Raw genomic sequence first — 25,854 nt, 5'->3', positions numbered from 1 at the left:
GACAAATCTTATTTTTACGGCAAATCTTATTTGCATGCTGAAAAATATTGTTGCTCTATTAGTTTCTGGAAGCTGTACAGTGTTTGCTGTCGCCCAGGAAAAACCCTTAAAATCAGTATATGATCCGCAGGCACTGTTTGCGCCTTTATTTTATACGCAAAACGGAGGCACTGTACGTTCGGCTAATGGTTTACCGGGCGTTTATTACTGGCAGAACCGTGCAGATTACAAGCTGAGCGCAAGTATCGATACCGCCAGTAACCAATTAAGCGGCAATGAAATAATTTCGTACACGAATAACAGTCCCGATCCGCTGAACTCCCTTTGGCTGCAGCTGGATCAGAATACCTACCAGAAAGGTGCCCGGTCCAACTATTTTACCGGCCGGCAACCGGCGGATTTCACTTCCGGTTACCAGGTCGAGTCGGTGGAAGCAGGGTATAACGGAAATGTATCAAAAGCTGATTTTATAATTACAGATACCCGTATGCAGGTTCGGCTGCCGAAAGCTTTGTCGGCGAAAGGCGGCAGGATCACGCTGGCAATAAAATATCATTATACCATTCCTGGCGATTTCGGCGGGCGAACGGATTTCGCAAAAACGAAGAATGGCAAGATCTTCGAGATCGCGCAGTGGTACCCGCGCATGTGTGTTTATGATGATATGAGTGGCTGGGATACCCTGCCCTTTCTTGGCAGCGGTGAGTTTTACCTGGAGTACGGGGATTTCGACTATAGCGTAACGGTACCATGGGATATGATCGTGGCGGGGCCGGGCACGCTGCAGAATCCGCAGGAAGTACTTACCCCGAAACAGCTCGAACGTCTTACGCGTGCCAGGAACAGCGACAAAACTATTATGATCCGCACGCCGGAAGAAGTGACGCAGGCCTCATCAAGGCCTGTTCAAAAAGGCAATTTAACCTGGCATTACAAAATGTACAATACCCGCGACGTGGCCTTCGGCGCCTCGAAAGCTTATATGTGGGATGCTGCACGGGTAAACCTTCCGGAAGGAAAGCAGTCGCTGGCTATGTCGGTTTACCCGGTTGAAAGCGCAGGAAATGAGGCCTGGGGACGGGCTACCGAGTATCTGAAAGAATCGATCGAAATATTTTCTAAGAAATGGTTCGTATATCCTTATCCGACGGCAATCAATGAAGCCGGTGTCGCCGGCGGCATGGAGTACCCTGGTATCGTATTCGACGGTATTAATGACAAGGGAAAGGAACTTTTCTGGGTAACTGCGCATGAGATTGGCCACAACTGGTTTCCGATGATCGTCGGCTCGAACGAGCGGCGTTTTGCCTGGATGGATGAGGGCTTCAATACCTTTATCGATATTTTCGCGTCTGATGAATTTAACAAAGGCGAATACTCACCTAAACGCGACAGCGAGTATGCACCCGGCGGCGGTAATCCCGCGGATGAGATCGTTGCAGCAATGGCCGATCCAAATACGCCGGTGATCATGACCAACCCCGACCAGGTTGCTGAAAAATACCGGCATACTATCACTTACTTTAAACCGGCCTTCGCTATGGTGCTGCTGCGCGAGCAGATTCTTGGTTCCGAGCGCTTTGACTACGCCTTTAAGCAGTATACCGAGCAATGGGCTTATAAGCATCCGTATCCAATGGATTTCTTTCATGCTATGGAAAACGGCGCAGGTGAAGACCTGGCCTGGTTCTGGCGCGGCTTCTATTTCAACAACTGGAAATTCGATGTGGCTGTACAGGACGCCAGGTATGACGCGGCGAAGAAAAATCTGCAGTACACGCTGGTGAATCTTGATAAAATGGCTTTCCCGGTAATGGTGCAAGTGGAATTTAAAGATGGAAGCAGCCAGCGGGTAAAACTCCCGGTTGAAACCTGGATGCAAAACGCGTCGGTTACATTGAGTCTCGCGGTAGATAAGGAAGTGAGCGCTGTGTCGGTTGATCCGGATGCAGGCTTGCCTGATACGAATCGTGCAAATAATGTGTTTAAGGTTAGATAGTTTCCGGTTATACGATCAGTTAAGCAATATGAGTTCTTATTTTATTATTCCCGGACTAGGCAACTCCGGGCCTCTTCATTGGCAAACCTATTTTGAAGAATCAGCGGCCAACTTCACCCGTATTGACCAGAAAGAATGGGATGCGCCGGTGTGCTCCGACTGGCTGTTGTCGGTTGATGAAGCGCTGAAAGACGCAGATCTAAGCGAAGTGATCCTGATCGGACACAGCCTGGGGTGCGCAACCATCGCTCACTGGGCGAAGCATTCGGGTAAACGGATTAAAGGCGCGATGCTTGTTGCGCCAAGCGATGTAGAGGCGCTTAATTACACATTTCCCGCTATCGGCTTCGCACCAATGCCGTTGGACCGGTTCGATTTCAAAACGCTGGTGGTGGCAAGTGTGAACGATGAGTGGGTAAGCATTGAACGCGCCAAATACTTTGCAGATTGCTGGGGCAGCAGATTCGTTGATATTGGTGAAGCCGGGCACATCAACGCCGCCTCGGGATTTTATAAATGGAACGAGGGCCTGGAATTTCTTAAAAAACTGGATTGAGGTCATGAAAACGGAAAAGGAAAAAATGCTTGCCGGCGAGTTATACAATGCGCTGGACGAACAGCTGAGCAATGACCGGCTACGGACGAGATTGCTGCTGAAAGAGCTGAATGAAAGCCGGGAAGATGAAACCCTTAAGAAGTCGGAAATATTCGACGAGCTTATCCCGGATAAGGGGAGCGAATTATGGATACAAACGCCTTTTTATTGCGATTACGGCTATAATATAAAAACAGGCGATAAAGTATATTTCAACTTTAATTGCGTGGTACTGGACGTATGCCAGGTAAGTATCGGCAGCCGGACAATGTTTGGCCCGGCGGTACAGATCTATACTGCCACACATCCGCTGGATCACCAGGAGCGTGCTTCCGGCTTGGAATACGCTAAGCCGATTACAATCGGCGAAGATGTGTGGGTTGGAGGGGGTGCTATTATTTGTCCGGGTGTAACGATCGGCAACCGGACTGTGATCGGAGCCGGCAGTGTGGTGACAAAAGATATTCCGGACGACGTTTTTGCCGCTGGAAATCCCTGTAAGGTTATAAGAAAGCTTAAGAGAGACTAGTTCTGGCTAATCATATTTTGATAAAAAGGAGCGCCCTTTTATTGGAATCGCCGCATCTATTTAAGCACCTCGGTGATCGGCTTGCCGATACAACCACTAGGTGCCTGTATTCTAAGCAATCCAGCGAGCGTAGCCGAAATATCCGTCATGTGTGTTATTTCATTGGTTTTGCCATGCTTAATGCCCCAACCCATAAAGACCAGTGGAATATGAGCATCATAAGGATTCCAGGTGCCGTGCGTAGTGCCAGTTTTGCTCGAACCGCTGTACCATCCCGGTTTGAGAATAATTTGCACAACGCCGCTTCGGTCTTTATTATAACCGTTTACAATTTGATTCGACAAGCCGGCTGGAACCGTAGCGGAAGCTGCATCTTTCATGTCGACTACATACTGCACCCCATCCTGGTTTTTAAGATAATCCACACAATCTTTCCGAATGGCGTCTTCATTCAGCTTTTTTGAAGCGATAAGCTGGTTGTTCAGGTTCACCTGGTAGTTTCCCAGGTTCAAAACGATTTTATCCTGGCCATATTTTTCTTTTAGAAAAGCATTCAGGCCGGCGGAAACTTGTCCGATTGGCCATAGGCCGGCCGGAATTCCGTGGTCAATTAAAAATTGTGGATTATGCGCTGCTCCGTGATCAGCAGACAGAAATACTGTATAATTTCCCTTACCCACCTTAGAATCCAGGTAACTAAAAAAAGAAGCGAGATCTTTATCGAGACGGAGATAAGTATCTTCAGCCTCGATCGAATTAGGGCCAAACTGATGACCAACATAATCGGTTGACGAAAGGCTTACAGCCAGAAAATCGGTAAATCCCGAGCCTCCCATGTTTTCACTTTGCACCGCCGCTTTAGCAAAATCAAGTGTAAACGTGTTTCCAAAGGGCGTTGAACGCAAAATTCCGGAATCCATAGTTTTTAGAGAAGAAATGTCATGAGGGAAGGCTGTGGTTTTCTCGCCGCGGAACGGGCCTTCATACGGGCTGTTGTCTGCTGTGCTTTGCTGATAGCTGGCTACAGGATACAACGTTGTCCAGGGCTGTGACATATATTTCTTCCCTATTGCCTGGCCGTTGAATGCATCAACCCAGGCCGGCAGATTTTTCATGTAATACGTGCTGCTGATCCAGTTCCCGGTTTGATCATCATACCAGTAAGCCGCATTTGGCGTATGACCCGCAGGCAGAATACCTCCCCGGTCTTTTAATGCTATGCCAATAACTTTCGACCGGAAATTTGTAGCAAGCTTTAACTCATCAGTAATGGTGCTGGCGAGCAAGTTCTTTGGTGACATCTCACCTGCCTTTGATGTACTTCCTACGGTTTGAACAGTCGTGTCTTCCGTGCAATACATCATTTTTCCGGTCGCTTGTATAGTCCAATCGTTACCAGCAATGCCGTGAATGGCCGGCACAGAACCTGTATAAATGCAGCTATGGCCAATTGCCGTAACCGTTGGAACGTAATCTATGAATGTATTCTCACAACTAAACCCGTCATTCAGCAAACGTTTGAATCCTCCGGCAGAGTAACGATCATAATAGCGGTACAGGTAATCCCAACGCATTTGATCCACAACAATACCGACCACCAGTTTCGGACGCGGTAAACTTTGTATGTTGGCTGTATTTGTTTTTTGTGCCAGAGCCGATGCGGAAAATAAGGTAAAGGCTAATAAAATTTTGTTCCTCAATTTCATTACTGAATTGTTTTGAAGCCGTAAATATCGGAATGACTAATTAAGAAATTGTAAACTTAACAATGTAAATGCGTTTGGTAAGAAACTTGTTACCAGAGTTCCCGGTGAATTTTAATCGTAAAATATAACCTGAGAAACTCCAGTAACACCACCAGGCGAAACAGCCAGTCGAAAACAGTTTCAGATGAGCTGTACTGAGCAAGCAACGTTAAAAATCCAAATGAAAATATCCATACTATAAATCGCAGGGGAAACTGTACATAATAGATTATCGCACCGGCTCTTTTTGCGAAGAACAGGAAATACGCTGATCCAAACAGGGAAATGAACACCAGTAAAACAATCAATATTTTTAATTGCGATAAGGTTTCGTGGGGAATCTGGCTCCAATTGGTAAAAATACCAACTACCTGCCGGCTCAGTAAAGCAATGCTTAATATATCCAGGAAGGCAAAAAGTTTGAGGGAATTTCTCATCGAATTAGTTGCAGTATTGGCTGCGGAGTTTATCGGCTTTATCGCTGCCGATGTAATGGATAAAATTAAAATCTTCACAGGCACTTTCTTTATCGCCTTGTTTCAGCTTTGTTTGTGCTTCGCGAAGTTTCTGGTCAATGTAACGGTCGTCATAGCCTAACTGTGCCTTTAGGTCAAGAATCGTCATTTCATCTGCTGCGTTATCCGTTCCTTTTTCCTTGTTGCGGTAAAAATTCACAACAGCTTTCGAGAGATCCTGCCTTGAACGGTAATTTTCAATCGCTTTATTAATATCGTCTTTTGAACGTGTATTGCATTGATAGTCTTGCAGGGCAAAGTTAATAGGCAATATCACCGAATAAGTGGTATCGTAACTGGCCGGTACGATCCATTTTCCGGAAGTCAGGCGGACAACCCGAAGCGCTTCGGCATCCAGATCCAGGCCAAAACCTTTGTTAATTTTAGAACTTACGATTTTACCCTGGTGATCAAGCAAAAAACTTACCTGCACCGTTCCCTGGATACAGTTTTGCTTGGAAAATTCGGGATAGACAATCGAATTACCAATAAAGGTATTAAGCCTGTCGTTACCGCCTTTAAACTCAGGATTCCCAGGCTGGTTAAAAATTATCGAAATGATTGAAAATATCCAGTAGAGCATTTTATAAAAATAACATTATGCTTTTTTAGTTAAACGTATATTTCAAAATCATTTGCGGATCGGGTGAATTTTTCAACCACATCTCCTTTTCCGAAAACCTGCAGACACCAGGATAGTCTCCATGATAATTTCCGATATCGGAGATGAGCTGAAAATGAAGATGCGGGGGCCAGCCGCCATTCTCCGCAGGCGGGCCAAGTGTTGCCAATTTATCACGCGCAGCAAAAACCTGCCCCTCAGTTAGACCGTCAAGGCTTTTTAAAGAAAGATGGCCATACAGCGTGTAAAAAGTGCAGTTTGCCAAATCATGCTTTAAAATGATAGTCGCGCCGTAATCGCCCCGGTTGTCGTTGAAAGCGAAACTATGTACGGTTGATGCCAGGGGAGCATAAATAACAGTACCAGCGCCGGACCAGATATCAACACCCAGATGCAGCCTTCGTGGTTCCTCTCCGGCATCAAAATGAGGGCTTACACTATAAATTGTGCGATGCTCGGTGTAGCCTCCGATTCCATAACGGCAATGCCGACTTTCTATCGACTGTTTAACCCAGGTGGAAAAGGCGTTTACGTCGTTTAAAATTTCCTTTGTAAGATCCTTATTGGCGGCAGTGAAATCCAGTACAAGTAGCCGATCTGCGTCCTTATTAAAGTCAACTATCGGACAAACTTTTGTTTCTGATAAATAAATTTCCAGGCTTTGAGAACTGCAGACGGACATTAATTCTCTTCTTCGGTATCAGGCTGACGCGGTTCCTTACTGATTTTTTCGAACAATTTATCCATCCGCTCAACGTATTCATTTGTATCATCCACAAAAAATTCGAGTTGCGGCACTACACGCACCTGGTCCTTGATCCGGGCACCAAGTTTATAACGGATTTCGCCGGCATGTGCCTTAACCGTATTTAATGCCAGCGTTGTATTGGTGTTATTGAAAAAACTTAAAAAGACACGCGCGAGAGCCAAATCCGGCGTGACGCGCACTTTTGTAATAGTAACTAGTGTGTTGGGCAAAAAGCTCATCCCTTCACGCTGGAATATTTGTGCCAGATCCTTCTGTATTACTCCCGCAAATTTCTGTTGACGTTTTGATTCCATTGTACTTAATTGAGATGTCTTACAAATAAACGTAAAAGTGGGCGTAAATCATATTCGATACATTTTAGGGTGGCGTAATATTGATACACTATTGCTGTTGGGGTAGGCAACCTATTGCTTTAAAATGGAATAAATTAAAATTTTGGAAAGCACTGTTCTGTACATTTCGCCTCCGATAGTCCTGCTAATGCTGCAAGCTTAAAGTGAAGCGAATTGGGTATAGAAAACGGTTGCAACTTTAAGCTTTCCGCGTATATCAGGTTTATAACCGTTCATGCATTGCTGCTATTTCAAGATCCCGACGCAGGCTTTAATCCGATGGAAAACAGGATTTTGTGCAATAAACCTGATCGTCGTGAAAAGCTTTTTTGTTTCACTTCCACTCATAATTACAAACCGTTCACAAAAAAACTTGCAACAAAGAGCAGGGCTGAAGTTGCGAAGAAACGCTACCGTTCGTTTTCAAAAATCAACTTTACGATTAAAGCTGATAATTTTAGCCCAGACCTTAAACTGATAATTTTGAACACACCTTCTTACTTGCTAATACAGCAACTGATCGTACGGATAACGCTCCGTGTGAATGGCCTTCACCCGCTCATACAACATCGAGCGAAACTCTTCAATGTTATCTTTCTTTAAAGCCGAAATAAAAATCGCCGGACTATTATGTTTCGCCATCCAGCTGTTTTTAAAATCAGCAAGGGTGACAGGCTGCTCGTCTTCACCAGGATGTGTTTCCGGTTTGTAGGCATCAATTTTATTGAAAACGGTAATCATCGGCTTATCAATTGCGCCAAGATCTTTCAATGTTTCATTTACCGTGTTGATCTGATCCTCAAAATTAGGATGCGATACATCGACAACATGAATAAGGATATCCGCTTCACGAACCTCGTCCAAAGTTGATTTAAAGCACTCTACCAGGTGGTGAGGCAGTTTCCGGATAAACCCTACGGTATCGGAAAGCAGGAACGGCAGATTCTCAATAACGACCTTTCTTACCGTAGTATCAAGTGTTGCGAACAGCTTGTTTTCGGCAAATACCTCCGATTTTGAAATCATATTCATAATCGTTGATTTACCCACGTTGGTGTATCCAACTAAGGCAACCCGCACCAATTCGACACGATTTTTTCGCTGCGTTTCATTCTGTCTGTCGATATGTTTTAAACGCTCTTTAAGCAATGAGATCTTGTTTAAAATCAAACGCCTGTCGGTTTCAATCTGTGATTCACCTGGCCCGCGCATACCGATACCGCCCTTTTGACGCTCAAGGTGGGTCCATAAACGTGTCAATCGCGGAAGCAGGTATTGCAGTTGCGCTAACTCGACCTGTGTTTTCGCCTGCGACGTTTGCGCGCGTTTTGCAAAAATGTCGAGGATAAGGTTACTCCGATCCAAAATCTTGATCTGCAGTTCATTTTCTATATTCCGCAATTGCGACGGACTAAGTTCATCGTCAAAAACGGCGATATCGATCTCTTCTGAATCGATAAATGCTTTGATTTCTTCGAGCTTGCCCGTACCCACAAAAGTTGCCCTATCAGGCTTCTGCATGCGCTGGGTAAAGGACTTTACGGTTTCACCACCAGCCGTATCGACCAGGAACTTAAGTTCTTCAAGGTATTCTTCCGTTTGTTGCTCGGTTTGTCCGGGCGTAACAATCCCAATTAAAACAGCTTTTTCAGGCTGTACCGCGGTATCATAAAATTTTTGTCTTGGCATTCAATTATCTCCAATGTGCAAAGATAACCCTTTCAAGTTACAGATGTTTTTGATTGCTAAAATCTGTGTTCACGGCTTCAGATGTTACTGTTAAAACTAAATGGTTAAACAAACGTTAATAGTTGTAAATAAGCAATTTAAACATCAAACTATGAAAAAAGTACTTTTTATCCTGCTGGCTGCAAGCTTGAGTTATGCAGGATGTTCAACCAGTAAACAGGGGCAAAATAGCTCTGATTCAACAGCTACGTCAGACAGTGTTGCGACCAACGGCTCGATGACTGATACAACAAAAACCGGCACTTCCGGAACTACCACTGATACTACCAAAACCGGCACATCAACATCAGATACAACTGCTAAACCACCACAGCGCCCATAATACCGGCCCTGTCAGCACAAGACAAATAACTCCTTACACCGGGCGAGACCTGGGCATATCGCCTCAGTTAACTTGTTTGGCGTAAGGAGTTTCATTGTAACAGCTTTGTTTTCGTAAAACAATTTTGCCATTGTTTAGTACTTTTGCAGCGGCTCAGCCTGATAAATTATGCGAAAAATATCTGTTACAGCTTTCCTGTTTTCCTTTGTTTCTTCCGTTTGCTACTCCCAAAATAAAACATCGTTTATTGAATCTCTTCAGCAGAACAATGCATGGGTAGATTCAACGTTTAAGCACATGAAACGCCGTGAGCGCATCGCCCAGTTGTTTTTTGTAAGAGCGCATACCGATAAAGGAAAAGCTTATGAGGATTCAGTCGCTGATTTGATTGAAGATACCCGCGTTGGCGGACTCGTATTTTTCCAGGGAGGGCCAGTACGGCAGGCGGCCTTGATTAACCGCTATCAAAAGCTGGTTGATGTTCCTATGCTGATTTCCCAGGATGCTGAATGGGGTTTAGGGATGCGCCTCGACAGTACAATTTCATTTCCATACCAAATGACGCTAGGTGCCATCCAGGACAATAATCTTATCTATCGGATGGGCCAGGAAGTTGGCCGCGAATTTATCCGGATGGGTATGCAGGTTAATTTCGCGCCAGACGCTGATATCAATAACAATCCAAAAAACCCGGTGATCGGCTACCGTTCATTCGGTGATAATAAAGCTAACGTCGCTGCAAAAGCCGGCGCGTATATGAAGGGCATGCAGGACGCCGGAATCCTCGTAAGCCTGAAACACTTCCCGGGCCATGGGGATACTGACGTAGATTCTCATTTTGATCTCCCGCAGCTGAACTTCACGAAAGAAAGGCTTGATTCATTGGAGATGTATCCATTCAGGGAATTGGTTAAACAGGGCGCTTCCGGCGTAATGGTAGCGCATATGAACATTCCGGCCCTTGACAATACACCGCACCTGCCATCAACACTTTCTGAACCTATCGTAACCGGTATCCTTAAAAAAGAGATTGGCTTTAAGGGCTTAATATTTTCGGATGCAATGGAAATGAAAGGAGTGGTAAAATATTTTCCTAACGGCGAAGCGGATGTTCGTGCTGTAATTGCCGGAAACGATGTGATCGAGCTTTCCGAGAATACTGATCGTGCTATTCATCTTATCAGGAAAGCCATACGCAATCATCGTCTTACCTGGGACCGCGTGAATGAAAGCGTTAAAAAAATCCTCACGGCAAAATACTGGACCGGATTAAACAACTACCAGGCAACCAATCTGCAAAACCTAACCGCCGATGTGAACCGGCCCGAAGCATTAACACTAAAACAGCAATTAAGCGATGCTGCTGTAACCGTTTTGAACAGCGACAGCCTGCTGCAAAATGTAAATTACAATGCAAAAACTGCTATAATCAGCATTGGAGTAACTGACATCACACCTTTCCAGGCAGATTTGAAAGCCAAGTTCAGCAACTCCATGAACTTCGTCATGTCAAAAACTGCTACGGCTGCCGATATGAACGCAATGCTGAAGCAGCTGAAGACCTATGATCAGATTGTATTATCCGTTCATGATACACGCAAACGGCCACAAAGCACACTTGACTATTCGGCCGGACTGAAAGTTTTTATTGCCGAGCTTTCCAGGCTGAATACCATTACATGCGTGTTTGCAAATCCTTACACAATAGCTGGATTACCGGGAATTGAAAAAAGCAAAACGTTGGTAATGAATTATGAGAACAACGAGATGGGGCAGCGGAGCAATGTAAAACTCATCAGCCACATGATGACGGCGAATGGCAAACTGCCTGTTAGCATCAACTCATTCTACAAAAACGGAGATGGCCTGCAGGTTACTTTGCAGCCGGCCCAAATGACAGGTAACGCTCAATAATTAAGAGGACGAGTTAATCAAAATACCCGCACAATTGCCAGGAACCTGCTTTTGAAATAGCTGTCGCTCAACGTAGAAGTAGTAACGGAATGTGTTAAGCCTGAAGAAGCATGGACGAATTGTATATCCTTGCTTTTTGCAGTAATTATCCCCATGTGGCCGGGAATCTTTTGTGTTTGATCTGATCCGGTAAAAAGAATAATATCGCCAGCCTGTGCCTCTGATATAGAAATTTTCTTCTCCGCATTTTTAAAATCGAAAGTCCTTCTTGGTACGGAGATGTTAAAATGGTTAAAAACATGCGTTATGAAGCCCGAGCAGTCAAGCCCGTATTGCGGATCAATCGAACCAGGAACATACGGCGTTCCTTTAAGCGTCAAAGCATAGGAAACAAAATCCTTTGGTGTAATTGCTGAAGTGTTGAAATGATAAACGGTGTCGATTCCGTTTATAAGCGTATCTGTTTTGATCATCGAATTAACGATAGCCGAATTTGAAGATTTCGGTTCACCCGCACCTTGGGTTGAACCAGCATTGGTGCCTGACGAACTTTCCTGGCCTGGCGCATCGTTCTGCGGCGGCTTTTGTTCGAGTGCCTTGTCGGCCGCTTTATTTATGGCTTGTTCGGTAATTTGCTGGGCTTTTTGCTTCAATCTTCCTAAAATGCCTTGCGCAAAGCTATCCTTGCAGATAAACAGTAATGAACATAAGCAAATGAAGCAGGTTTTCATGACATAAACATTTCGCATTTAAGGCAATTGCGCCGAAATTACTAACAGGAGCTTGCAAAACCTTGATCAATTTATGATCATTTTTTTAAGCTTAATTCACAGTAAGGTATGGCTTATGACTACTCCCTAAGTATTCGTTAATTTTATCTTAGCCTTTCCACAAGTAATACACAGATTGCTTTAATTATCTTTAATTTTGTTATCCGCTCCTATAATAAGCCGAAACTCCGCGCTTCCGATTTTTTAAATTTCATTCTGTATATTTTGTGTTTTAATAAAAGTTGCTGACAAATTATTTGATTTTTTATATAAATTGTCGCCTTTGTTTGCAAAAGGGAAAAAATTACAATTAATGAGTCTCGAAAAATTATCAAGAAGAGATTTTTTACAAAAAAGCGGCGCTTTAACCGGCGGAACTTTACCAATAATGCTGGCTTTGGGTATGCTAAAGTCGGCACCTGCCCTTGCTTTTGACTTAACGGGCAACGGAAATGGAAAGTCCATCGTGATATTAGGCGGGGGAATTGCCGGAATGACCGCGGCTTATGAATTAAATAAGTTAGGGTACACCTGCACAATCCTTGAAACACGCGAACGTTCTGGCGGCCGTTGCTGGAGTGTACGCAATGGCAGCCTGTCAACAGAAATAACCAACGGTAAGCAGCAGGCAAAATTTGACAATGATCTCTATTTTAACGCTGGTCCGTCACGGATTCCACACCACCATCAGCTAACCCTTCATTACTGCAAAGAGCTCGGCGTTCCGCTACAGATATATAATAATGTAAATGAAAACGCCTATTATTTCAGCGAAGGCAAAGGAGCGCTGTCAAATAAAAAGATAAGGGTAAGGGAAATCCACAATGATTTGCGAGGTTATACCACCGAGTTGCTTGCTAAGGCTATAGATCAAAACAAGCTGGACACAGGCTTTACCAAAGAGGATAGCGAAAAGGTAATCTCCTGGTTAATGGCAGAAGGCGGTTTGGATCCGGATAAGCTTTACAAAGCATCGGCAAGACGCGGATATATCGAACAACCGGGACCAAAAAATCGCTCCGGTAAGATCTCTGATCCATACACGCTTTCCGAGATCTTAGGCTCCGGTTTGATGGAACCCGACTTTTATAACGTGGCGGAGTATACCTATGAATTGCAGATGACCATGTTCCAGGCAGTAGGAGGCATGGACCAGATCGCTAAAGCGCTGGAAAAGAAAGTTGCGGCAAACCTGAAACTCAACGCGAAGGTCGATTCGATTACCAATCTCGATCAGGGTGTAAAAGTTACTTATACCGAAAAAGGAGTAAGCAAATCAATTACAGCTGATCTGTGTATTTGCACGATTCCTTTGCCGGTTCTCAGCAATATCAATCATAATTTTTCGGGCGACGTTTCCCGGTCGATCGACTTCGCCAGTTATATCCAGACAAGCAAAATGGGCCTGCAATTTAAGCGCCGTTTCTGGGAGGAAGACGAAGCTATATATGGTGGCATCACTCACACAAATAACGAATTGACGCAGATCTTTTATCCGTCAAACGACTACCAGGGCAAAAAAGGAATACTGCTGGGATACTATAACTTTAATGACAAGGCCAAAGCGGTTGGCGATCTTTCTTACCAGGACAGGCTGACACTGGCACTGAGCAAAGGTTCACTGATCCATCCGCAATATGCGAACGAATTTGAAAATGCATTTTCGGTAAGCTGGCACAAGGTTCCTGAAAACCTGGGAGGGTGGGCAGTTTACACCAGCGAAACACGCAAGACGCAATACCAGGCATTACTAAAACCGGATAAGCAAACCTATTTCGCGGGAGAACACCTTACTTATCTGAATGCGTGGATGGCCGGGGCTTTTGAATCGGCAAGAAGCGTAGTCGCTGACGTACATGCCCGGTTAAGTGAACAGCGAATAGCATACCCAACAACTGAATCAAAAGGTTAAACTAAACTATAAAATTATGGCAAACGAAATTACAAGACGCACCTGGATTAAATCCGGAGCTCTGCTCGCCGGAAGCTTCGCTTTTATTTCCGGAGCGGCCGAAAAACTTTTAGCTGCACCCGTATTTCGTGCTTTTAAATCAACTGCATTAACGGATAAGGCAGCAGTATTATCATCCATGCCTGAGCTGAAGGCCCGCTTACTGGCAAATGAAAACCCTTTCGGCCCATCCGATAAAGCAAAAAAGGCAATCCAGGATGCAATTGCGAATAGTTATCAGTATCCCTTCCTGCATTTTTCGGAACTTACTTCTAAAATTGCTGCTTACGAAGGTTTAAATGAAGATCAGATCGCCCTGGATGCTGGCTCCACACCCGTACTTCATGCTGCGGCAATGTATTTCTCTAAAGATGGCGGCAGCATCATTTGCGGCGATCCAACCTACGATGACCTGATCCGCTGTGCGGCAGATTTTGGCGGTAAAATTGTTAAAGTTCCATTAACGTCGGAATATAAACTTGATCTGGATGCAATGGAGAAAAAGATAGATAGCGGCACAAAGCTGATTTACATCTGTAATCCCAACAATCCCACTGCAACCGTTTTAGATACCACAAAATTGAAGGATTTTGTAGAAAGGGTTTCAAAAAAAGTAACCGTGTTTATCGATGAGGCGTACATAGATTATCTACCGGACCCAAAATCAAGTACATTATTCGATGCCGTTAAAAAAGGGCAAAATGTATTGGTTGCCCGTACTTTCTCAAAACTCTACGGTTTTGCCGGACTGCGTGTTGGTTATGTTGCTTCATCAAAAGAAATGCTTCAGAAATTATCTATATACACGGTTGGCGACCAGTCTATTTCCGCTCCCGCTATAATGGCGGCACTAGCGGCCTACCAGGACCAGGCATTTTTGCAGGAAGCTTTCAAAAAAACAATGGCCTCCAAGGAGTTTTTATACAAAACACTAAAAGCTGAAGGCTACGATTATATTCCATCTTCAACCAACTTTGTGATGTTCCAGTTGAAAATGGATGGCCGGAAGTTCAGTGATGAAATGATGAAACGGGGAGTCGGGATCCGCTACTGGAAATTTAACGACAAAGACTGGTGCCGCGTGAGCATCGGCCGTATGGATGAGATGCAGGCCTTCGCCGAAGCTTTTAAACAATTATCTTAAACAACTCATGACATTCAATATCAAACGATTTTTACTGGCAACAACGTTCATTCTAATTGTAATTAAAGGCCATGCCCAGGACGCTAAAACGCCGCGCCCGCTTACAATGGATGAGTATAAAAAAGCAAAAACCTTCACCATCAAAGATCTGGATAACGAAACCTACGTGAAATTTGAAAACACGTATGTCCTTGACCGTTACCAGGCTAAAAAACCCTACTTTATAACCGGCGACGATGGCTTAAAAAAACGCATTGACCTATATAAGCTCATCGCAAAAGAAGGTATGCAGGAACTAGGCCTGATGATTTTTTACACCGACGAGAAAGGCAAAGTTTACCAGGCACTTTTGCCGAATGCAAGCGCCGATCCGAAAGTGTGGGAAGCCTATTTTGAAGACATTCACGGCATTGACAAAATGGAAAAGAACTTCGTGCTGAAATTGTCTTATGTTCTTTCGAAGGAAGTTGCCTCGCTGGAATATTCTGTGCTAAACGGCGGCAAGGAAATGAAAGACGAGCATGCCACTTATGGCAACGATATCTGCTTCCCCGGCTCACAGGAAGTAACCATGTTAAATGGCAGTAAAAAATTGCTGAAAGATCTAAAACCTGGCGATGAAGTATTAACACTGAACGAATCGACAAAAAAACAGGAAGCGATAAAGGTTAAATCACTTATCGTACACGAGGCAAAGAACTATGCCATTACCAGCCTGACATTGGTCGATGCTGTTGAGTCGGCTAACGACCAGGGAATAGTAGTGAAACTTTCGGGGAAACTTCTTAAAGCAACGCCCAACCATCCGATGAAAACCTCGGAAGGATTAAAAAAAGCAGGCGAAATAAAGTCCGGCGATAAAGTGTACTGCTTTGATGAACTGACGAAATCCTACGAACTTTATACAGTGTTAAATAAAACTGAAGCCGGCGAAGGTTCTCAGAAAGTTTACAATATCGAAGCTGAGGAAGGAAATACTTTGCTGCTGAATGGCGTGATGGTTATGCAGAAATAATGATTTACTGATGGCGGGTGAATATAATATCTCACCCATTTCATTGCTAAAACAACTACGGCGCTGTCCAGAATACGTCCGGATTATTTGTTCGATAAATATTCAACGAGGTTTTCGTATCATTATCAATAATCTTTGAAGTTTCCAGCGACTTGTTAAAATAGTCGAGTGGAACTAATTGCAGATAATTTATTGTTTTTCCCTGCTGCCGGGTTTCAGCATCGTATTCACTGTTCAATGGGCACTCTAGCAGATAAAGGTTTTTGGCCATGTAATTGTATAAATAATCTTCTTTCTTTATAGAGGCTTTATGATTCCAGTTCGCTTCAGGAGTTAGTATAACTGGCTTATCGGCTATAATTCGTTCTCTAACTTCGGCAATGCTTAAAAGTTCGCCATTTTCATTCATTACGTAGGCGTCATTAGTAGGATCGATCCACAGCCATTTTTTAAGTTCATTAGAATAAACCATGTTGATAACATGGCAATCGTTGTCAACCTTTAAACTGTCCTTCGGCAAACAAGTGACGAACCTGGATTTTATGCCAATTGACAAGTAACATTCGTTAAGCACAGTCGCAAGCCCACGGCAGTTTAATCCTCTTTTTTCGCTTTTGCAAACGCTGATCGTACTCAACGCATTTTTTACAGCGGGATTATTGTGATTACCGTCATGGGGAATAAGATTGTGAACCCAATGCATTAAATTCAGAATTTTGGAAACCTCACTGCCCTGGCCTGCTATAGAATCTAACTTGAAAGATTTACGTAAAGAAATCAAATTCGAATCTCTGCGTGACTGGTAAGTAAATTTAGGCAACTCGCGGTTTTCGGTTGGGTTATATTTGGTCGCCCCTTTCAGAATATAAAGATAATCGGATGTCCTTCGTAGTTTTTCAAAAATATCTTTATAGCCCTGTTCATTCCTGATATTATCAAGGTCTGTATCCTCTTGAATATGATTGTAATTCGTGTATCCCGCATTAATCGACCGTTCCAAACTTTCTATAGCCATCCTCTTGTCATTGAGCAATGAATAGGTACAACTTAAGTTATAGAGAAAGTTGATATCGTACCCTTTGAAGTATTGTTGATCCTCTTTTGATAATTTTTGATAGCTAGATAAAAAGCGGTTCAAAACGGTATTGTAAGACTTAATATCTCTCTTTACGTAAGCGACGTGAAGCAAACTATCCTGCATATGAGCAAATTGTCGAAACTTAATATTTGTATTTGCTGGATTTTGAGCTTTAAGTGATAAACTGACAAAAATGAAAGCGAGTAACAAGTATCTTTTGTATTGCATAAAGAAGCATCTGATAACCAAATATAAAAATTGCCTTCAAGAGTCAATAGACTTTCTTAAGCCGGCAAGTGACTGTAATTTTTCTGAAATCAATTTTCTATCTTCTTTAGATTTGGCAAGTAATAAAGCCGCATCAAAAAAACTTTTAGCTTTTTCAGAATCGATATCCATATAAAGCTCTCCAAGTAATGAAAAATAAAACCGGTTATTTATGAGTTTAAGCTTTTCCGCTTCAACAATCGCAATCTGCTTACTATGCACTTTTGATAGCGCAAATGTTCTGTTCAGCGCCGCAACGGGCGAATACTCGAGCTGAAGCAGATGATTATATAGCTGCAGTATATTTTCCCATTTCTCGGCGGTGTCAGCTTTTTTTGTATGCCAAAAGGCGATCCCAGCCTCCAGGTGATATTTTGAGATTTCCGTTCCGCGAGATGCTTCCTTTAGATGAAATACTCCCTGTGCTATCAACGCCTGATCCCACAAAGATTCATCCTGATCATTGTAGAGGATCATTTCACCATGCTCATTTTGCCGCGCTTTGAAACGCGAGGAATGAAAACACATCAATGAAAACAACGCGTTGACTGTCGGTTGATTGGTTTTTTCATTTTCAATCAGCATAAAAGCCAGGCGCATCGCTTCCAGGCATAAATCCTCCCGCAACAATGCGTCCTGGCTTTCAGAATAATATCCTTCATTATAAAGCAGGTAAATTGTTCGCAAAACCGTTTGCAATCGTTTGTCTACTTCCTCATCACCTGGAAACGCTATTGGAATGTTTTCCTCCCGAAGCTTTTGCCGTGCTCGGAAAAGCCGCTTGTTTATCGTTTCCTTATTGGTTAAGAAAGCATTGGCAATTTCCTCAATTCCGAATCCGCAGAGAATGCGCAATGCCAGGCCGACCTGCGACTCTGGTGGAATAACGGGGTGGCAAATTGCGAAGAGCATCTGCAACTGACTGTCGCGGATATTTTGACTTGACAGATCGATGTCAGGCTGACTGCTCTCCGAAAATTGGCCGCTAACGTAAGGAGACACCTTATTGGAGAAAACAGCATGTCGCGCTATGTGGTTTCGGGCTTTGTTTTTAGCAACCGAATAAAGCCATGCAACCGGGTTTTCGGGCATGCCTTTATATGGCCAGGTTTCCAGCGCTGATGTAAACGTTTCGCTGGCGATATCTTCTGCAGTTTCGATATCAGCAGCGCCGAAAACCTTACACAACACCGCGGTTATTTTCCTGAACTCGGTCCGGAATAAATGAGGTAATAGTTCTTCCTGTTCCAAAGGTTTGTTAATTACACTTCGTATTTACCCAGTTTTTGCACTGTCTTATCGGTCTTAAACCCGGTGGAAGCGGCAGCCCGAAGGCACGAGGGTTACAGCCTACGACGGAGTTACCGGAACCAATGATATTATGGCCTTGCTTTCTAAATCTTATCAATTTCTATCTGTGATTAAATGCTATACTTATTGAACGGAATTAAAGCCTGGATAACAAATTGAACGGATTTTCAGGGATTATAAAATTTTTGGAAACCGCAGTTTCACCTTACTATTCGCTGCAGTCCCGCCATACGGTACAAGTCCTCATCCGGAACGCATGGACACCGCTTCGTTGCGGGCTTTTCCCTTCTGTCGGGTTTAAAATGCAATGTCATTCGCAATTTCTGACAGATCACCGGTTGAACAAATCACTTAATGCGTCCCATCGTTTTTTGCAATTTTCCGAACTTCCATCGTGTTGCCTTCCCCCTGCAAAACGGGGCAGCCTTTGGCAAATTCGACTGCTTCCTCAACAGATTCGGCGCGTACGGTGATAAAACCGCCAATTGTTTCTTTAATATCGCCAAACGGACCATTAGTTACCATTTTATCCGACGACACAACGCGTGCGCCATCAAACGGCAAACCCGTGCCTGATACAAACTTGTTTTGTGCGGCAATCCCGCCGATCCAGTCCATTGTTTGCTTCATCCATTCCTGCATTTGCTCCGGCGACGCGATCTTGCTGCCATCTTCGTGTCTCATAATTAAAACATACTCATCCATTGTCTTTTTAATTTAGTGCCTGGTTGTTACCAGTCAAGTTAATGATTTTGATTTATAACATCATAACAAGCGTGACCAGCAGGATTGGACAACTACTTCAATTTTTGCTAATAAAACATTTAGACTGATTTTGAATTATTTTTAATGAGAATCCCGCTTAGATTTATTTCTTAATTTAACTTTTCAAAAGTCGTCTTTTATGAAACCTGAAGATACTTCTAACGAGAAGCCGCATCGGCACATAAAGCATACTGAGAGGCGCGACTTTCTTAAAAAGTCTTCTCTTCTCACCGCTATTTCCCTTGCACCCGGAAGTCTGATTAAAGCTGCAGAAGCCGAACTTGACGAAAAGTTCGCGTCGGCGCTCGAACAACTTCCCTTAAGCATCGAAGTAAACGGAAAAATGCAACAGGTAAATGTTGAACCGCGAGTTACTTTACTTGATTTTCTACGCGAGCAACTACAACTTACCGGCACCAAGAAAGGTTGTGACCATGGGCAATGCGGAGCATGCACCGTACATGTTGACGGCAAACGGGTTAATTCCTGCCTTTCATTAGCTGTAATGCATCAGGGTAAAAAGATCACCACGATCGAGGGTCTGGCCAACGGCGATGAACTGCATCCTATGCAGGAAGCTTTCATCAAACATGACGGTTTCCAGTGTGGCTATTGTACCCCAGGGCAAATTATGTCGGCAGTTGCTTGTATCAATGAAGGGCATGCAAATTCAAAAGATGAAATCCGTGAATTTATGAGCGGCAACATTTGCCGGTGTGGCGCTTATCCCAATATAGTCGATGCGATCGCAGATGTAAAGAACGGAGGGCAAAAGGCATGATCAATTTTCAGTATGTGCGTGCCTCCACGGTTAAAGAGGCAATCGGCACTTTAGCAAAAGCCGGCGACGGACAATTCATTGCAGGGGGCACCAACCTGGTGGATCTGATGAAACGCGGAGTTACCGCTCCGCAGAAATTGATCGACATCAATAACCTGCCGCTAAAGGACGTAAAATCGGATAAAACATCAATAACTATTGGCGCACTGGCGCTTAATTCTGATGTTTCTGAAAATGAGCTGATCATAAAACAGCAGCCGTTGCTTTCGATGGCGCTGAAATCAGGAGCCTCCCCGCAGTTGAGGAATATGGCTACCGTTGGCGGCAACATGATGCAGCGAACACGCTGTCCGTATTTTTACGATACGGCGATGCCGTGTAACAAGCGTAAGCCAGGTTCGGGATGCGGCGCGATCGGCGGCTACAACCGCATGCATGCCATTTTCGGAACCAGTAACCAGTGTATCGCTGTGCACCCGAGCGATATGTGTGTTGCTTTGACAGCTCTTGAAGCAACTGTTACGGTTAGCGGTCCGAAAGGATCGAGGAAGATTCCTTTTGGAGATTTCCACAAGCTGCCCGGTCAGAATCCCGAGAAAGATAACATACTGCAGAAAGGTGAGCTGATTGAATCGGTTTCGATACCGGAAAATGATTTTGCTAAAAATTCTTACTACCTGAAGTTAAGGGACCGTGCCTCATACGCTTTTGCTCTTGTATCGGTAGCGGCGGCTTTATCCCTTGATGGACAAACGATCAAAGCTTGCCGCCTGGCAATGGGAGGAGTTGCACATAAGCCATGGCGCCTTTCGGAAGCTGAAAAATTCCTTGCGGGAAAAAAAGCTTCCGCGGAGAATTTCGAACAAGCTGCAAAACTGTCCATGGCGGGTGCAAAATCATTCGGTTATAACGATTTCAAGCTGAAGATGGCTCCTGCTGCTATTGTCGAAGCTTTAAGTAAGGCGTCAGGTTTAAGCTAAGTAAAAATGAAAGATCTCTCTTCTAATAATAAAAGTATCGTCGACGGACCAAGCCGTGTTGACGGAAAACATAAAGTTACCGGAAAAGCCCGATATGCGGCTGAACATCCGATCGACGGAATGCTTTACGGCGTGCTGGTTGATAGTACGATTGCGAAAGGAACCATTGCCTCTATTGACAGTAAGGCCGCCGAGTGGGCGCCGGGAGTGAAAGCAGTTATCTCGCATTTAAATTCACCAAAAATTCCCGGGTACGACGATAAATTCTACGGCCTGAAAGTATTTTTCAACAACAAGGTTCTGTTTTATGGCCAGCCTGTGGCGCTCGTAGTTGCCGATTCGTTTGAACGTGCTTTACACGCTGCTACACTCGTGAAGGTAACCTACAATAAAGACAAGTCTGAAACCAGCGTGGATAAGAATCTGGCGAACGCCAAGCTGCCGGGAAATCCCCGCATGAAAGATTATGTTCGTGGTGAGGCTGATGCCTATAAGAAAGCGGAGGTTAGTCTGGAAGAAGAATACCTGATGCCACTCGAAGTACACAATCCGATGGAGCTTCATGCAATCATCGCTCATTGGTTAGCCGATGACAAAGTAAAAGTTTACGATAAAACACAAGGCATAAAAGACACGCAGGAAAGCATCAGTAAAACCTTCAAACTGCCACAGGAAAATGTGCAGGTGATTGCCGAATATGTTGGCGGTGGTTTCGGCTCAGCGCTTCGAACCTGGCCGCATGAGATCGCGGCACTTCTCGGCGCGAAGAAAACAGGCAGGCCCGTAAAGCTTGTATTAAACCGGATGCAGATGTTCACCATGGTGGGTTATCGGCCTTATACCAGGATGAAAATGGGATTGGGCGCCACTAAGGATGGAAAACTAACCGGCATTACACATGAAGCAACCGCTCAAACATCGCGGTACGAAGAGTTCACCGAAGCGACGGTAAACATGTCAAAGTTCATGTATAAATGCGCCAATGCCAATACCCGGTATCGCCTTGTGCAGATGGATGTCAGCGTGCCAACCTGGATGCGTGGTCCGGGTGAAGCGACAGGCTCCTTTGCATTGGAATGTGCTATGGATGAGCTGGCCTACAAACTTGATCTCGATCCATTGGAATTCCGGATGAAAAACTACGCGGAGGTGGATCCCGAGAACGGCAAGCCTTTTTCAAGTAAACACCTTGATGAAGCTTATAAGCTGGGCGCAGAAAAGATTGGATGGTATGATCGCAATCGCAAGCCGGCTTCAATGAAGGAAGACGGTATGCTGGTAGGTTACGGAATGAGCAGCGGGACTTTTGGTGCTTTTCGCTGGGAAGCAACAGCCAGTGCCAGGATCAATGCAGACGGAACGCTGGTTGTACAGAGTGCTGTAAGCGATTGTGGTCCGGGTACTGCTACTTCAATGGTTCAAATTGCTTCCGAAAGCTTTGGAATTGACGCTTCAAAGACTTCGTTTATTCTTGGCGATTCGGCCTTACCGCCGGGACCTACCCAGGGCGGATCGGGAACGACTTCAGCACTTGGTTCAGCCGTTTTTGACACCTGCCTCGCTTTAAAAAAGCAACTGCACGAAATTGCAGCTGCCGAGCAGGACTCACCTTTATATCAATCCAAATTTGAAGATGTCAAGTTCGAGGATGGAGATATCTTACTTTCCCGATCTAAGAAAGTAGCGATAACAGACTTGCTGAAAAAGAAAAATGTTCCGTCAATTGCCGTAACCCTTGAATCGAAAGGCAACGAGGAATTGCAAAAATATTCTATGTATTCTTTCTCGGTACATTTTGCGAAGGTGCATGTCCATCCTTTAACCGGCGTTGTTCGCGTTGTCCAGGTGGCTACTGTTGCAGATTCAGGAAAGATCATAAGCGAAAAAACGGCTGCGGGTCAAATGATTGGAGGTGTAACAGGCGGTATCGGAATGGCGCTGACAGAAGAAGGTGTTTTCGACGATCGCTTCGGTAAGTTCATTAACAATAACCTGGCGGATTATCATGTTCCTGTCCACGCCGATGTTCCACACATTGATACGATTTTTATCAATAAGCCTGATCCTATAATCAACCCGATGGGTGCAAAGGGAATGGGTGAAATCGCGCTGATCGGTTTCGCTGCGGCTATAGCAAATGCCGTTTATCATGCAACAGGAAAAAGGATACGGGAGTTGCCGATTACGCCGGATAAGGTGATGGGAGCAGAAGTTTAATTTTTAAAATACTAGACAGAAAAATATAAAGCGGATACTTATCGAACGTCAGTCCGCCTCATTGCCGGCGGCTGGCTAGGCACTTTTTCTTGATAAAAAGTACCCAAAAATCAAGAAAAGAAATGAGCTTCCTCCCACCGTCTAACGCGTGGCCCGAATGCTGAGCGGCAAGCCGAAGCATCTTTAAGCCCGCCGCTCACAGAATTTCACGCCAACCTGCGTAGCGCTGAATGATGCAATGCCACGATGGAATGTGACAATCATTCATCGACGGTAGGATGCAAAGTTTCATGTTTTGTTCCATTGATCGAAGCACCCGGCCTCTGAAGATTTGGAAGTAAAGACCAATAAATTGCATGAACAGTCGCTCCGTTTTCACAGGCATCAGCATTTTCTGCAAATATTTTATAAGCGTTCTTAAACGATGTTCCCAATCTTTAATCAACTTTCTTATCTTGCTCCCGCCATTTATATCAATCAAATGAAAAATTTTCGACTTGCCGCATTTCTGTCATTTGCACTGTTAATATGCACAACTGCATTTTCACAAAATAAAAAACCTGCCGCCAAATCCGGCAACCCCATCTTCCCCGGTTGGTATGCTGATCCTGAAGCCAGAATTTTTGGAAAGTCGTATTGGGTTTATCCAACTTATTCTGACGACTATGGCGACAAAGTGCCAGCCCGTTCAAAGGACCTAACGGACGTGCAGAAGAAGCTCCAGGCCAATACCATAAATAAGGATTACCTCAAGCAAACTTTCCTGGATGCGTTTTCGTCAGCCGATCTGGTTCACTGGACCAAACATCCGCATGTGCTGGATATCAAAGACGTGAAATGGGCAGCTTACTCTGTTTGGGCGCCATCTATCACGGAAAAAGACGGGAAGTATTATTTGTTTTTCGGGGCTAATGACATTCAGAATGACAATCAGCCTGGTGGTATTGGTATAGCGGTTTCTGATAAACCGGGAGGCCCATTTAAGGATTACTTAGGAAAGCCTCTGATCAACAAGTTTTACAACGGTGCGCAACCGATCGACCAATTCATTTTTAAAGATACCGACGGCCAATATTATCTTATTTACGGTGGCTGGCAGCATTGTAACATCGGTAAGATGAAAGCCGATTTTACAGGTTTTGTGCCGTTTGAAAATGGTGAACTATTTAAATCAATTACTCCCGAGCATTATGTGGAAGGCCCATTTATGTTTGTGCGTAATAAAAAGTATTACCTGATGTGGTCGGAAGGCGGCTGGACCGGGCCGGATTATAGCGTGGCTTATGCGGTAAGTGATTCTCCGTTCGGACCGTTCAAACGTGTAGCTAAAATTCTGCAGCAAGATCCTAAAATCGCAAAAGGTGCCGGTCACCATTCGGTTATCAACATTCCCGGAACTGACGACTGGTACATCATTTACCATCGCAGGCCGTTAACAACCACAAATGGCAACCATCGCGAAACTTGTATAGAACATATGTACTTCGACAAGGACGGAAATATTTTACCGGTAAAGATTACGAACGAAGGTGTTGAAGCAAGGAAGATTGCTAAATAGCCGACGAAATTAACGTTGATGAATTTTAAGGCCCGGATATATAGAGTTGAGATAAATTTGTGTGTTGATGTTCCCCGAGAGGTAACTGACACCATGAAACCAACGAAAGGATATATTCGGATTAAGGGAACTATCAACGGCTTTAATTTTATACAAACGCTGGTGCCCGTTAAGAACGGCCCTTATCGGTTGTTTGTGAACTTTATTATGTTGAAAGGCGGCAAAGCGGTCGAGGGAGATGAAGTGTCGTTTAATATTAAACAGAATTTTACAGCGATAGAAAAACAATACCCGATGCCCGCGCAACTGCTTGACCAGTTGCAATCGACTAATTTAGTCGACGAGTTTGAAGGTTTATCGCCAACCCGAAAAAAGGATATTCTGAAATACCTGAGTTACGTCAAAACCGAGGAAACGCTTCAAAAAAATATCAACAAAGTCCTGGATCAACTTCGAAATAATGTGAAGAATGTGAGAATACCTTAACTAAGCCACGCAGTTACATAATTTAAGCTTTATTGTAAAACTCTATAAGCGCTGAAGGAATGTTGGTTTAGCAGTTAGAATTTATGTGAAAAGCAGCCGCAGTAATCCTGTCAATGGATAGCCGCGCTTTCCGCTCATACTGCACAGGCCTTAGCCACCTGGCCGGTATACGCTGCAATCACGTTTATTGTACTTCTGTTCATCCTTTGAAATTATGGCGCCGGTCGAACAATAATAGATGTACCTGCCCTGCAATTCAAACCCGGCTGAAATGGATACCGGCCTGAGCTTAAGGCCTGAAGGCGTATGAATGAAAGACGGGACTGAATCATCCTAATTTGGTTGAACCCTGCTTTTCAAAACAATACTCTTTTAGCAAATATTTATGCTTTGATGATGCCACTTTGCAATCCAATCGCTAATTCTTAAGTTAGTTGAAA

Annotated in this window: 23 protein-coding genes; 13 read left to right on the top strand and 10 right to left on the bottom strand. The window is 44.2% G+C overall.

Going from position 1 to position 25,854, the window contains the following annotated elements; translation table 11 throughout:
* The first annotated feature begins 34 nt into the window (after positions 1–34).
* Genes GS399_RS03035 through GS399_RS03025 form a run of 3 tightly spaced genes read left to right on the top strand, consistent with a single transcriptional unit; the run spans position 35 to position 3,123 of the window.
* Complete coding sequence (locus tag GS399_RS03035; protein WP_160843094.1) at positions 35–1,999, top strand: M1 family metallopeptidase; 1,965 nt, start codon at positions 35–37, stop codon at positions 1,997–1,999.
* 28 nt (positions 2,000–2,027) lie between these two features.
* Complete coding sequence (locus GS399_RS03030; protein WP_160843093.1) at positions 2,028–2,555, top strand: RBBP9/YdeN family alpha/beta hydrolase; 528 nt, start codon at positions 2,028–2,030, stop codon at positions 2,553–2,555.
* Between the two features lie 4 nt (positions 2,556–2,559).
* Complete coding sequence (locus tag GS399_RS03025; RefSeq protein WP_160843092.1) at positions 2,560–3,123, top strand: sugar O-acetyltransferase; 564 nt, start codon at positions 2,560–2,562, stop codon at positions 3,121–3,123.
* Positions 3,124–3,179: 56 nt separating this feature from the next.
* On the opposite strand, the gene pafA is transcribed toward GS399_RS03025, so the two are convergent.
* The 6 genes from pafA to hflX form a co-directional block, all read right to left on the bottom strand.
* A complete protein-coding gene (gene pafA / locus GS399_RS03020) occupies positions 3,180–4,829 on the bottom strand; it encodes an alkaline phosphatase PafA (protein ID WP_160843091.1) in 1,650 nt (549 codons plus the stop codon).
* 89 nt (positions 4,830–4,918) lie between these two features.
* Positions 4,919–5,305, bottom strand: a complete 387-nt coding sequence (locus GS399_RS03015; RefSeq protein WP_160843090.1) for a hypothetical protein — start codon at positions 5,303–5,305, stop codon at positions 4,919–4,921.
* Between the two features lie 4 nt (positions 5,306–5,309).
* Entirely contained in the window at positions 5,310–5,966 is a 657-nt protein-coding gene (locus tag GS399_RS03010; protein ID WP_160843089.1) for a TonB family protein, read from the bottom strand.
* Positions 5,967–5,991: 25 nt separating this feature from the next.
* Positions 5,992–6,687: a peptidoglycan DD-metalloendopeptidase family protein gene (locus tag GS399_RS03005; protein WP_160843088.1), complete on the bottom strand. Its 696-nt coding sequence runs from the start codon at positions 6,685–6,687 to the stop codon at positions 5,992–5,994.
* On the bottom strand, positions 6,687–7,067 hold the full coding sequence (gene rbfA / locus GS399_RS03000) for a 30S ribosome-binding factor RbfA (RefSeq protein ID WP_160843087.1): 381 nt from the start codon (positions 7,065–7,067) through the stop codon (positions 6,687–6,689). The genes GS399_RS03005 and rbfA overlap by 1 nt, the downstream gene beginning before the upstream one ends.
* Positions 7,068–7,610: 543 nt before the next feature.
* Complete coding sequence (gene hflX / locus GS399_RS02995; protein ID WP_160843086.1) at positions 7,611–8,795, bottom strand: GTPase HflX; 1,185 nt, start codon at positions 8,793–8,795, stop codon at positions 7,611–7,613.
* Positions 8,796–8,946: 151 nt separating this feature from the next.
* Here hflX and GS399_RS02990 point away from each other — a divergent pair, with 151 nt between their 5' ends.
* Positions 8,947–9,177 (top strand): hypothetical protein, encoded by a 231-nt coding sequence (locus GS399_RS02990; protein ID WP_160843085.1) that lies wholly within the window; start codon positions 8,947–8,949, stop codon positions 9,175–9,177.
* Positions 9,178–9,345: 168 nt separating this feature from the next.
* Entirely contained in the window at positions 9,346–11,091 is a 1,746-nt protein-coding gene (locus GS399_RS02985) for a glycoside hydrolase family 3 protein (RefSeq protein WP_160843084.1), read from the top strand.
* A 17-nt stretch (positions 11,092–11,108) separates the two neighbouring features.
* Here the strand turns inward: GS399_RS02985 and GS399_RS02980 are convergent, their stop codons facing one another.
* Positions 11,109–11,822, bottom strand: coding sequence for a C40 family peptidase (locus tag GS399_RS02980; protein WP_160843083.1), 714 nt, complete (start codon positions 11,820–11,822; stop codon positions 11,109–11,111).
* A 352-nt stretch (positions 11,823–12,174) separates the two neighbouring features.
* Here GS399_RS02980 and GS399_RS02975 point away from each other — a divergent pair, with 352 nt between their 5' ends.
* From GS399_RS02975 to GS399_RS02965, 3 genes are read left to right on the top strand one after another with little or no spacing between them, the layout of a single operon-like run.
* Positions 12,175–13,773 (top strand): flavin monoamine oxidase family protein, encoded by a 1,599-nt coding sequence (locus GS399_RS02975; protein WP_202409361.1) that lies wholly within the window; start codon positions 12,175–12,177, stop codon positions 13,771–13,773.
* Between the two features lie 16 nt (positions 13,774–13,789).
* Positions 13,790–14,956 carry a pyridoxal phosphate-dependent aminotransferase gene (locus tag GS399_RS02970; RefSeq protein WP_160843082.1) on the top strand — a complete coding sequence of 389 codons (1,167 nt, stop codon included), beginning with the start codon at positions 13,790–13,792 and terminating at the stop codon, positions 14,954–14,956.
* A gap of 7 nt (positions 14,957–14,963) precedes the next feature.
* Entirely contained in the window at positions 14,964–15,971 is a 1,008-nt protein-coding gene (locus tag GS399_RS02965; RefSeq protein WP_160843081.1) for a Hint domain-containing protein, read from the top strand.
* Between the two features lie 55 nt (positions 15,972–16,026).
* Here the strand turns inward: GS399_RS02965 and GS399_RS02960 are convergent, their stop codons facing one another.
* The 3 genes from GS399_RS02960 to GS399_RS02950 all read right to left on the bottom strand — a co-directional run bounded on the left by GS399_RS02960 (position 16,027) and on the right by GS399_RS02950 (position 19,311).
* Positions 16,027–17,277, bottom strand: a complete 1,251-nt coding sequence (locus GS399_RS02960; RefSeq protein ID WP_160843080.1) for a transglutaminase-like domain-containing protein — start codon at positions 17,275–17,277, stop codon at positions 16,027–16,029.
* Positions 17,278–17,313: 36 nt separating this feature from the next.
* Positions 17,314–18,567 (bottom strand): RNA polymerase sigma factor, encoded by a 1,254-nt coding sequence (locus GS399_RS02955; protein ID WP_160843079.1) that lies wholly within the window; start codon positions 18,565–18,567, stop codon positions 17,314–17,316.
* 411 nt (positions 18,568–18,978) lie between these two features.
* Complete coding sequence (locus tag GS399_RS02950) at positions 18,979–19,311, bottom strand: YciI family protein (protein ID WP_237487844.1); 333 nt, start codon at positions 19,309–19,311, stop codon at positions 18,979–18,981.
* Between the two features lie 220 nt (positions 19,312–19,531).
* Here GS399_RS02950 and GS399_RS02945 point away from each other — a divergent pair, with 220 nt between their 5' ends.
* The 5 genes from GS399_RS02945 to GS399_RS02925 all read left to right on the top strand — a co-directional run bounded on the left by GS399_RS02945 (position 19,532) and on the right by GS399_RS02925 (position 25,414).
* Complete coding sequence (locus GS399_RS02945; protein ID WP_160843077.1) at positions 19,532–20,173, top strand: (2Fe-2S)-binding protein; 642 nt, start codon at positions 19,532–19,534, stop codon at positions 20,171–20,173.
* A complete protein-coding gene (locus GS399_RS02940; protein ID WP_160843076.1) occupies positions 20,170–21,153 on the top strand; it encodes an FAD binding domain-containing protein in 984 nt (327 codons plus the stop codon). The genes GS399_RS02945 and GS399_RS02940 overlap by 4 nt, the downstream gene beginning before the upstream one ends.
* Positions 21,154–21,159: 6 nt before the next feature.
* The gene (locus GS399_RS02935; RefSeq protein WP_160843075.1) at positions 21,160–23,370 is read left to right on the top strand and encodes a xanthine dehydrogenase family protein molybdopterin-binding subunit; all 2,211 of its coding nucleotides are present in this window, start codon (positions 21,160–21,162) and stop codon (positions 23,368–23,370) included.
* Positions 23,371–23,851: 481 nt separating this feature from the next.
* A complete protein-coding gene (locus GS399_RS02930) occupies positions 23,852–24,928 on the top strand; it encodes a glycoside hydrolase family 43 protein (protein ID WP_160843074.1) in 1,077 nt (358 codons plus the stop codon).
* Positions 24,929–24,946: 18 nt separating this feature from the next.
* Positions 24,947–25,414, top strand: a complete 468-nt coding sequence (locus tag GS399_RS02925; RefSeq protein WP_160843073.1) for a YdeI/OmpD-associated family protein — start codon at positions 24,947–24,949, stop codon at positions 25,412–25,414.
* The last annotated feature ends 440 nt before the right edge of the window (positions 25,415–25,854 follow it).

This window comes from Hufsiella arboris, from assembly GCF_009834875.1.
Taxonomy (GTDB): Bacteria; Bacteroidota; Bacteroidia; order Sphingobacteriales; family Sphingobacteriaceae; genus Hufsiella_A; species Hufsiella_A arboris.
The sequence above is the reverse complement of the archived record's forward strand: the minus strand, read 5'-3'. Positions and strand labels throughout refer to the sequence as shown.

Excerpts from the sequence above, each read along its gene's own strand:
- pafA (WP_160843091.1), bottom strand. The coding sequence starts at position 4,829 with ATGAAATTGAGGAACAAAATTTTATTAGCCTTTACCTTATTTTCCGCA.
- GS399_RS02945 (WP_160843077.1), top strand. The coding sequence starts at position 19,532 with ATGAAACCTGAAGATACTTCTAACGAGAAGCCGCATCGGCACATAAAG.
- GS399_RS02975 (WP_202409361.1), top strand. The coding sequence starts at position 12,175 with ATGAGTCTCGAAAAATTATCAAGAAGAGATTTTTTACAAAAAAGCGGC.
- GS399_RS03010 (WP_160843089.1), bottom strand. The coding sequence starts at position 5,966 with ATGCTCTACTGGATATTTTCAATCATTTCGATAATTTTTAACCAGCCT.
- GS399_RS02985 (WP_160843084.1), top strand. The coding sequence starts at position 9,346 with ATGCGAAAAATATCTGTTACAGCTTTCCTGTTTTCCTTTGTTTCTTCC.
- GS399_RS03030 (WP_160843093.1), top strand. The coding sequence starts at position 2,028 with ATGAGTTCTTATTTTATTATTCCCGGACTAGGCAACTCCGGGCCTCTT.
- GS399_RS02980 (WP_160843083.1), bottom strand. The coding sequence starts at position 11,822 with ATGAAAACCTGCTTCATTTGCTTATGTTCATTACTGTTTATCTGCAAG.
- GS399_RS02970 (WP_160843082.1), top strand. The coding sequence starts at position 13,790 with ATGGCAAACGAAATTACAAGACGCACCTGGATTAAATCCGGAGCTCTG.
- GS399_RS02950 (WP_237487844.1), bottom strand. The coding sequence starts at position 19,311 with ATGAGACACGAAGATGGCAGCAAGATCGCGTCGCCGGAGCAAATGCAG.
- rbfA (WP_160843087.1), bottom strand. The coding sequence starts at position 7,067 with ATGGAATCAAAACGTCAACAGAAATTTGCGGGAGTAATACAGAAGGAT.
- GS399_RS02935 (WP_160843075.1), top strand. The coding sequence starts at position 21,160 with ATGAAAGATCTCTCTTCTAATAATAAAAGTATCGTCGACGGACCAAGC.
- GS399_RS03005 (WP_160843088.1), bottom strand. The coding sequence starts at position 6,687 with ATGTCCGTCTGCAGTTCTCAAAGCCTGGAAATTTATTTATCAGAAACA.
- GS399_RS03035 (WP_160843094.1), top strand. The coding sequence starts at position 35 with ATGCTGAAAAATATTGTTGCTCTATTAGTTTCTGGAAGCTGTACAGTG.
- GS399_RS02925 (WP_160843073.1), top strand. The coding sequence starts at position 24,947 with ATGAATTTTAAGGCCCGGATATATAGAGTTGAGATAAATTTGTGTGTT.
- GS399_RS02930 (WP_160843074.1), top strand. The coding sequence starts at position 23,852 with ATGAAAAATTTTCGACTTGCCGCATTTCTGTCATTTGCACTGTTAATA.
- GS399_RS02965 (WP_160843081.1), top strand. The coding sequence starts at position 14,964 with ATGACATTCAATATCAAACGATTTTTACTGGCAACAACGTTCATTCTA.
- GS399_RS02940 (WP_160843076.1), top strand. The coding sequence starts at position 20,170 with ATGATCAATTTTCAGTATGTGCGTGCCTCCACGGTTAAAGAGGCAATC.
- GS399_RS03015 (WP_160843090.1), bottom strand. The coding sequence starts at position 5,305 with ATGAGAAATTCCCTCAAACTTTTTGCCTTCCTGGATATATTAAGCATT.
- GS399_RS02990 (WP_160843085.1), top strand. The coding sequence starts at position 8,947 with ATGAAAAAAGTACTTTTTATCCTGCTGGCTGCAAGCTTGAGTTATGCA.
- hflX (WP_160843086.1), bottom strand. The coding sequence starts at position 8,795 with ATGCCAAGACAAAAATTTTATGATACCGCGGTACAGCCTGAAAAAGCT.
- GS399_RS03025 (WP_160843092.1), top strand. The coding sequence starts at position 2,560 with ATGAAAACGGAAAAGGAAAAAATGCTTGCCGGCGAGTTATACAATGCG.
- GS399_RS02960 (WP_160843080.1), bottom strand. The coding sequence starts at position 17,277 with ATGCAATACAAAAGATACTTGTTACTCGCTTTCATTTTTGTCAGTTTA.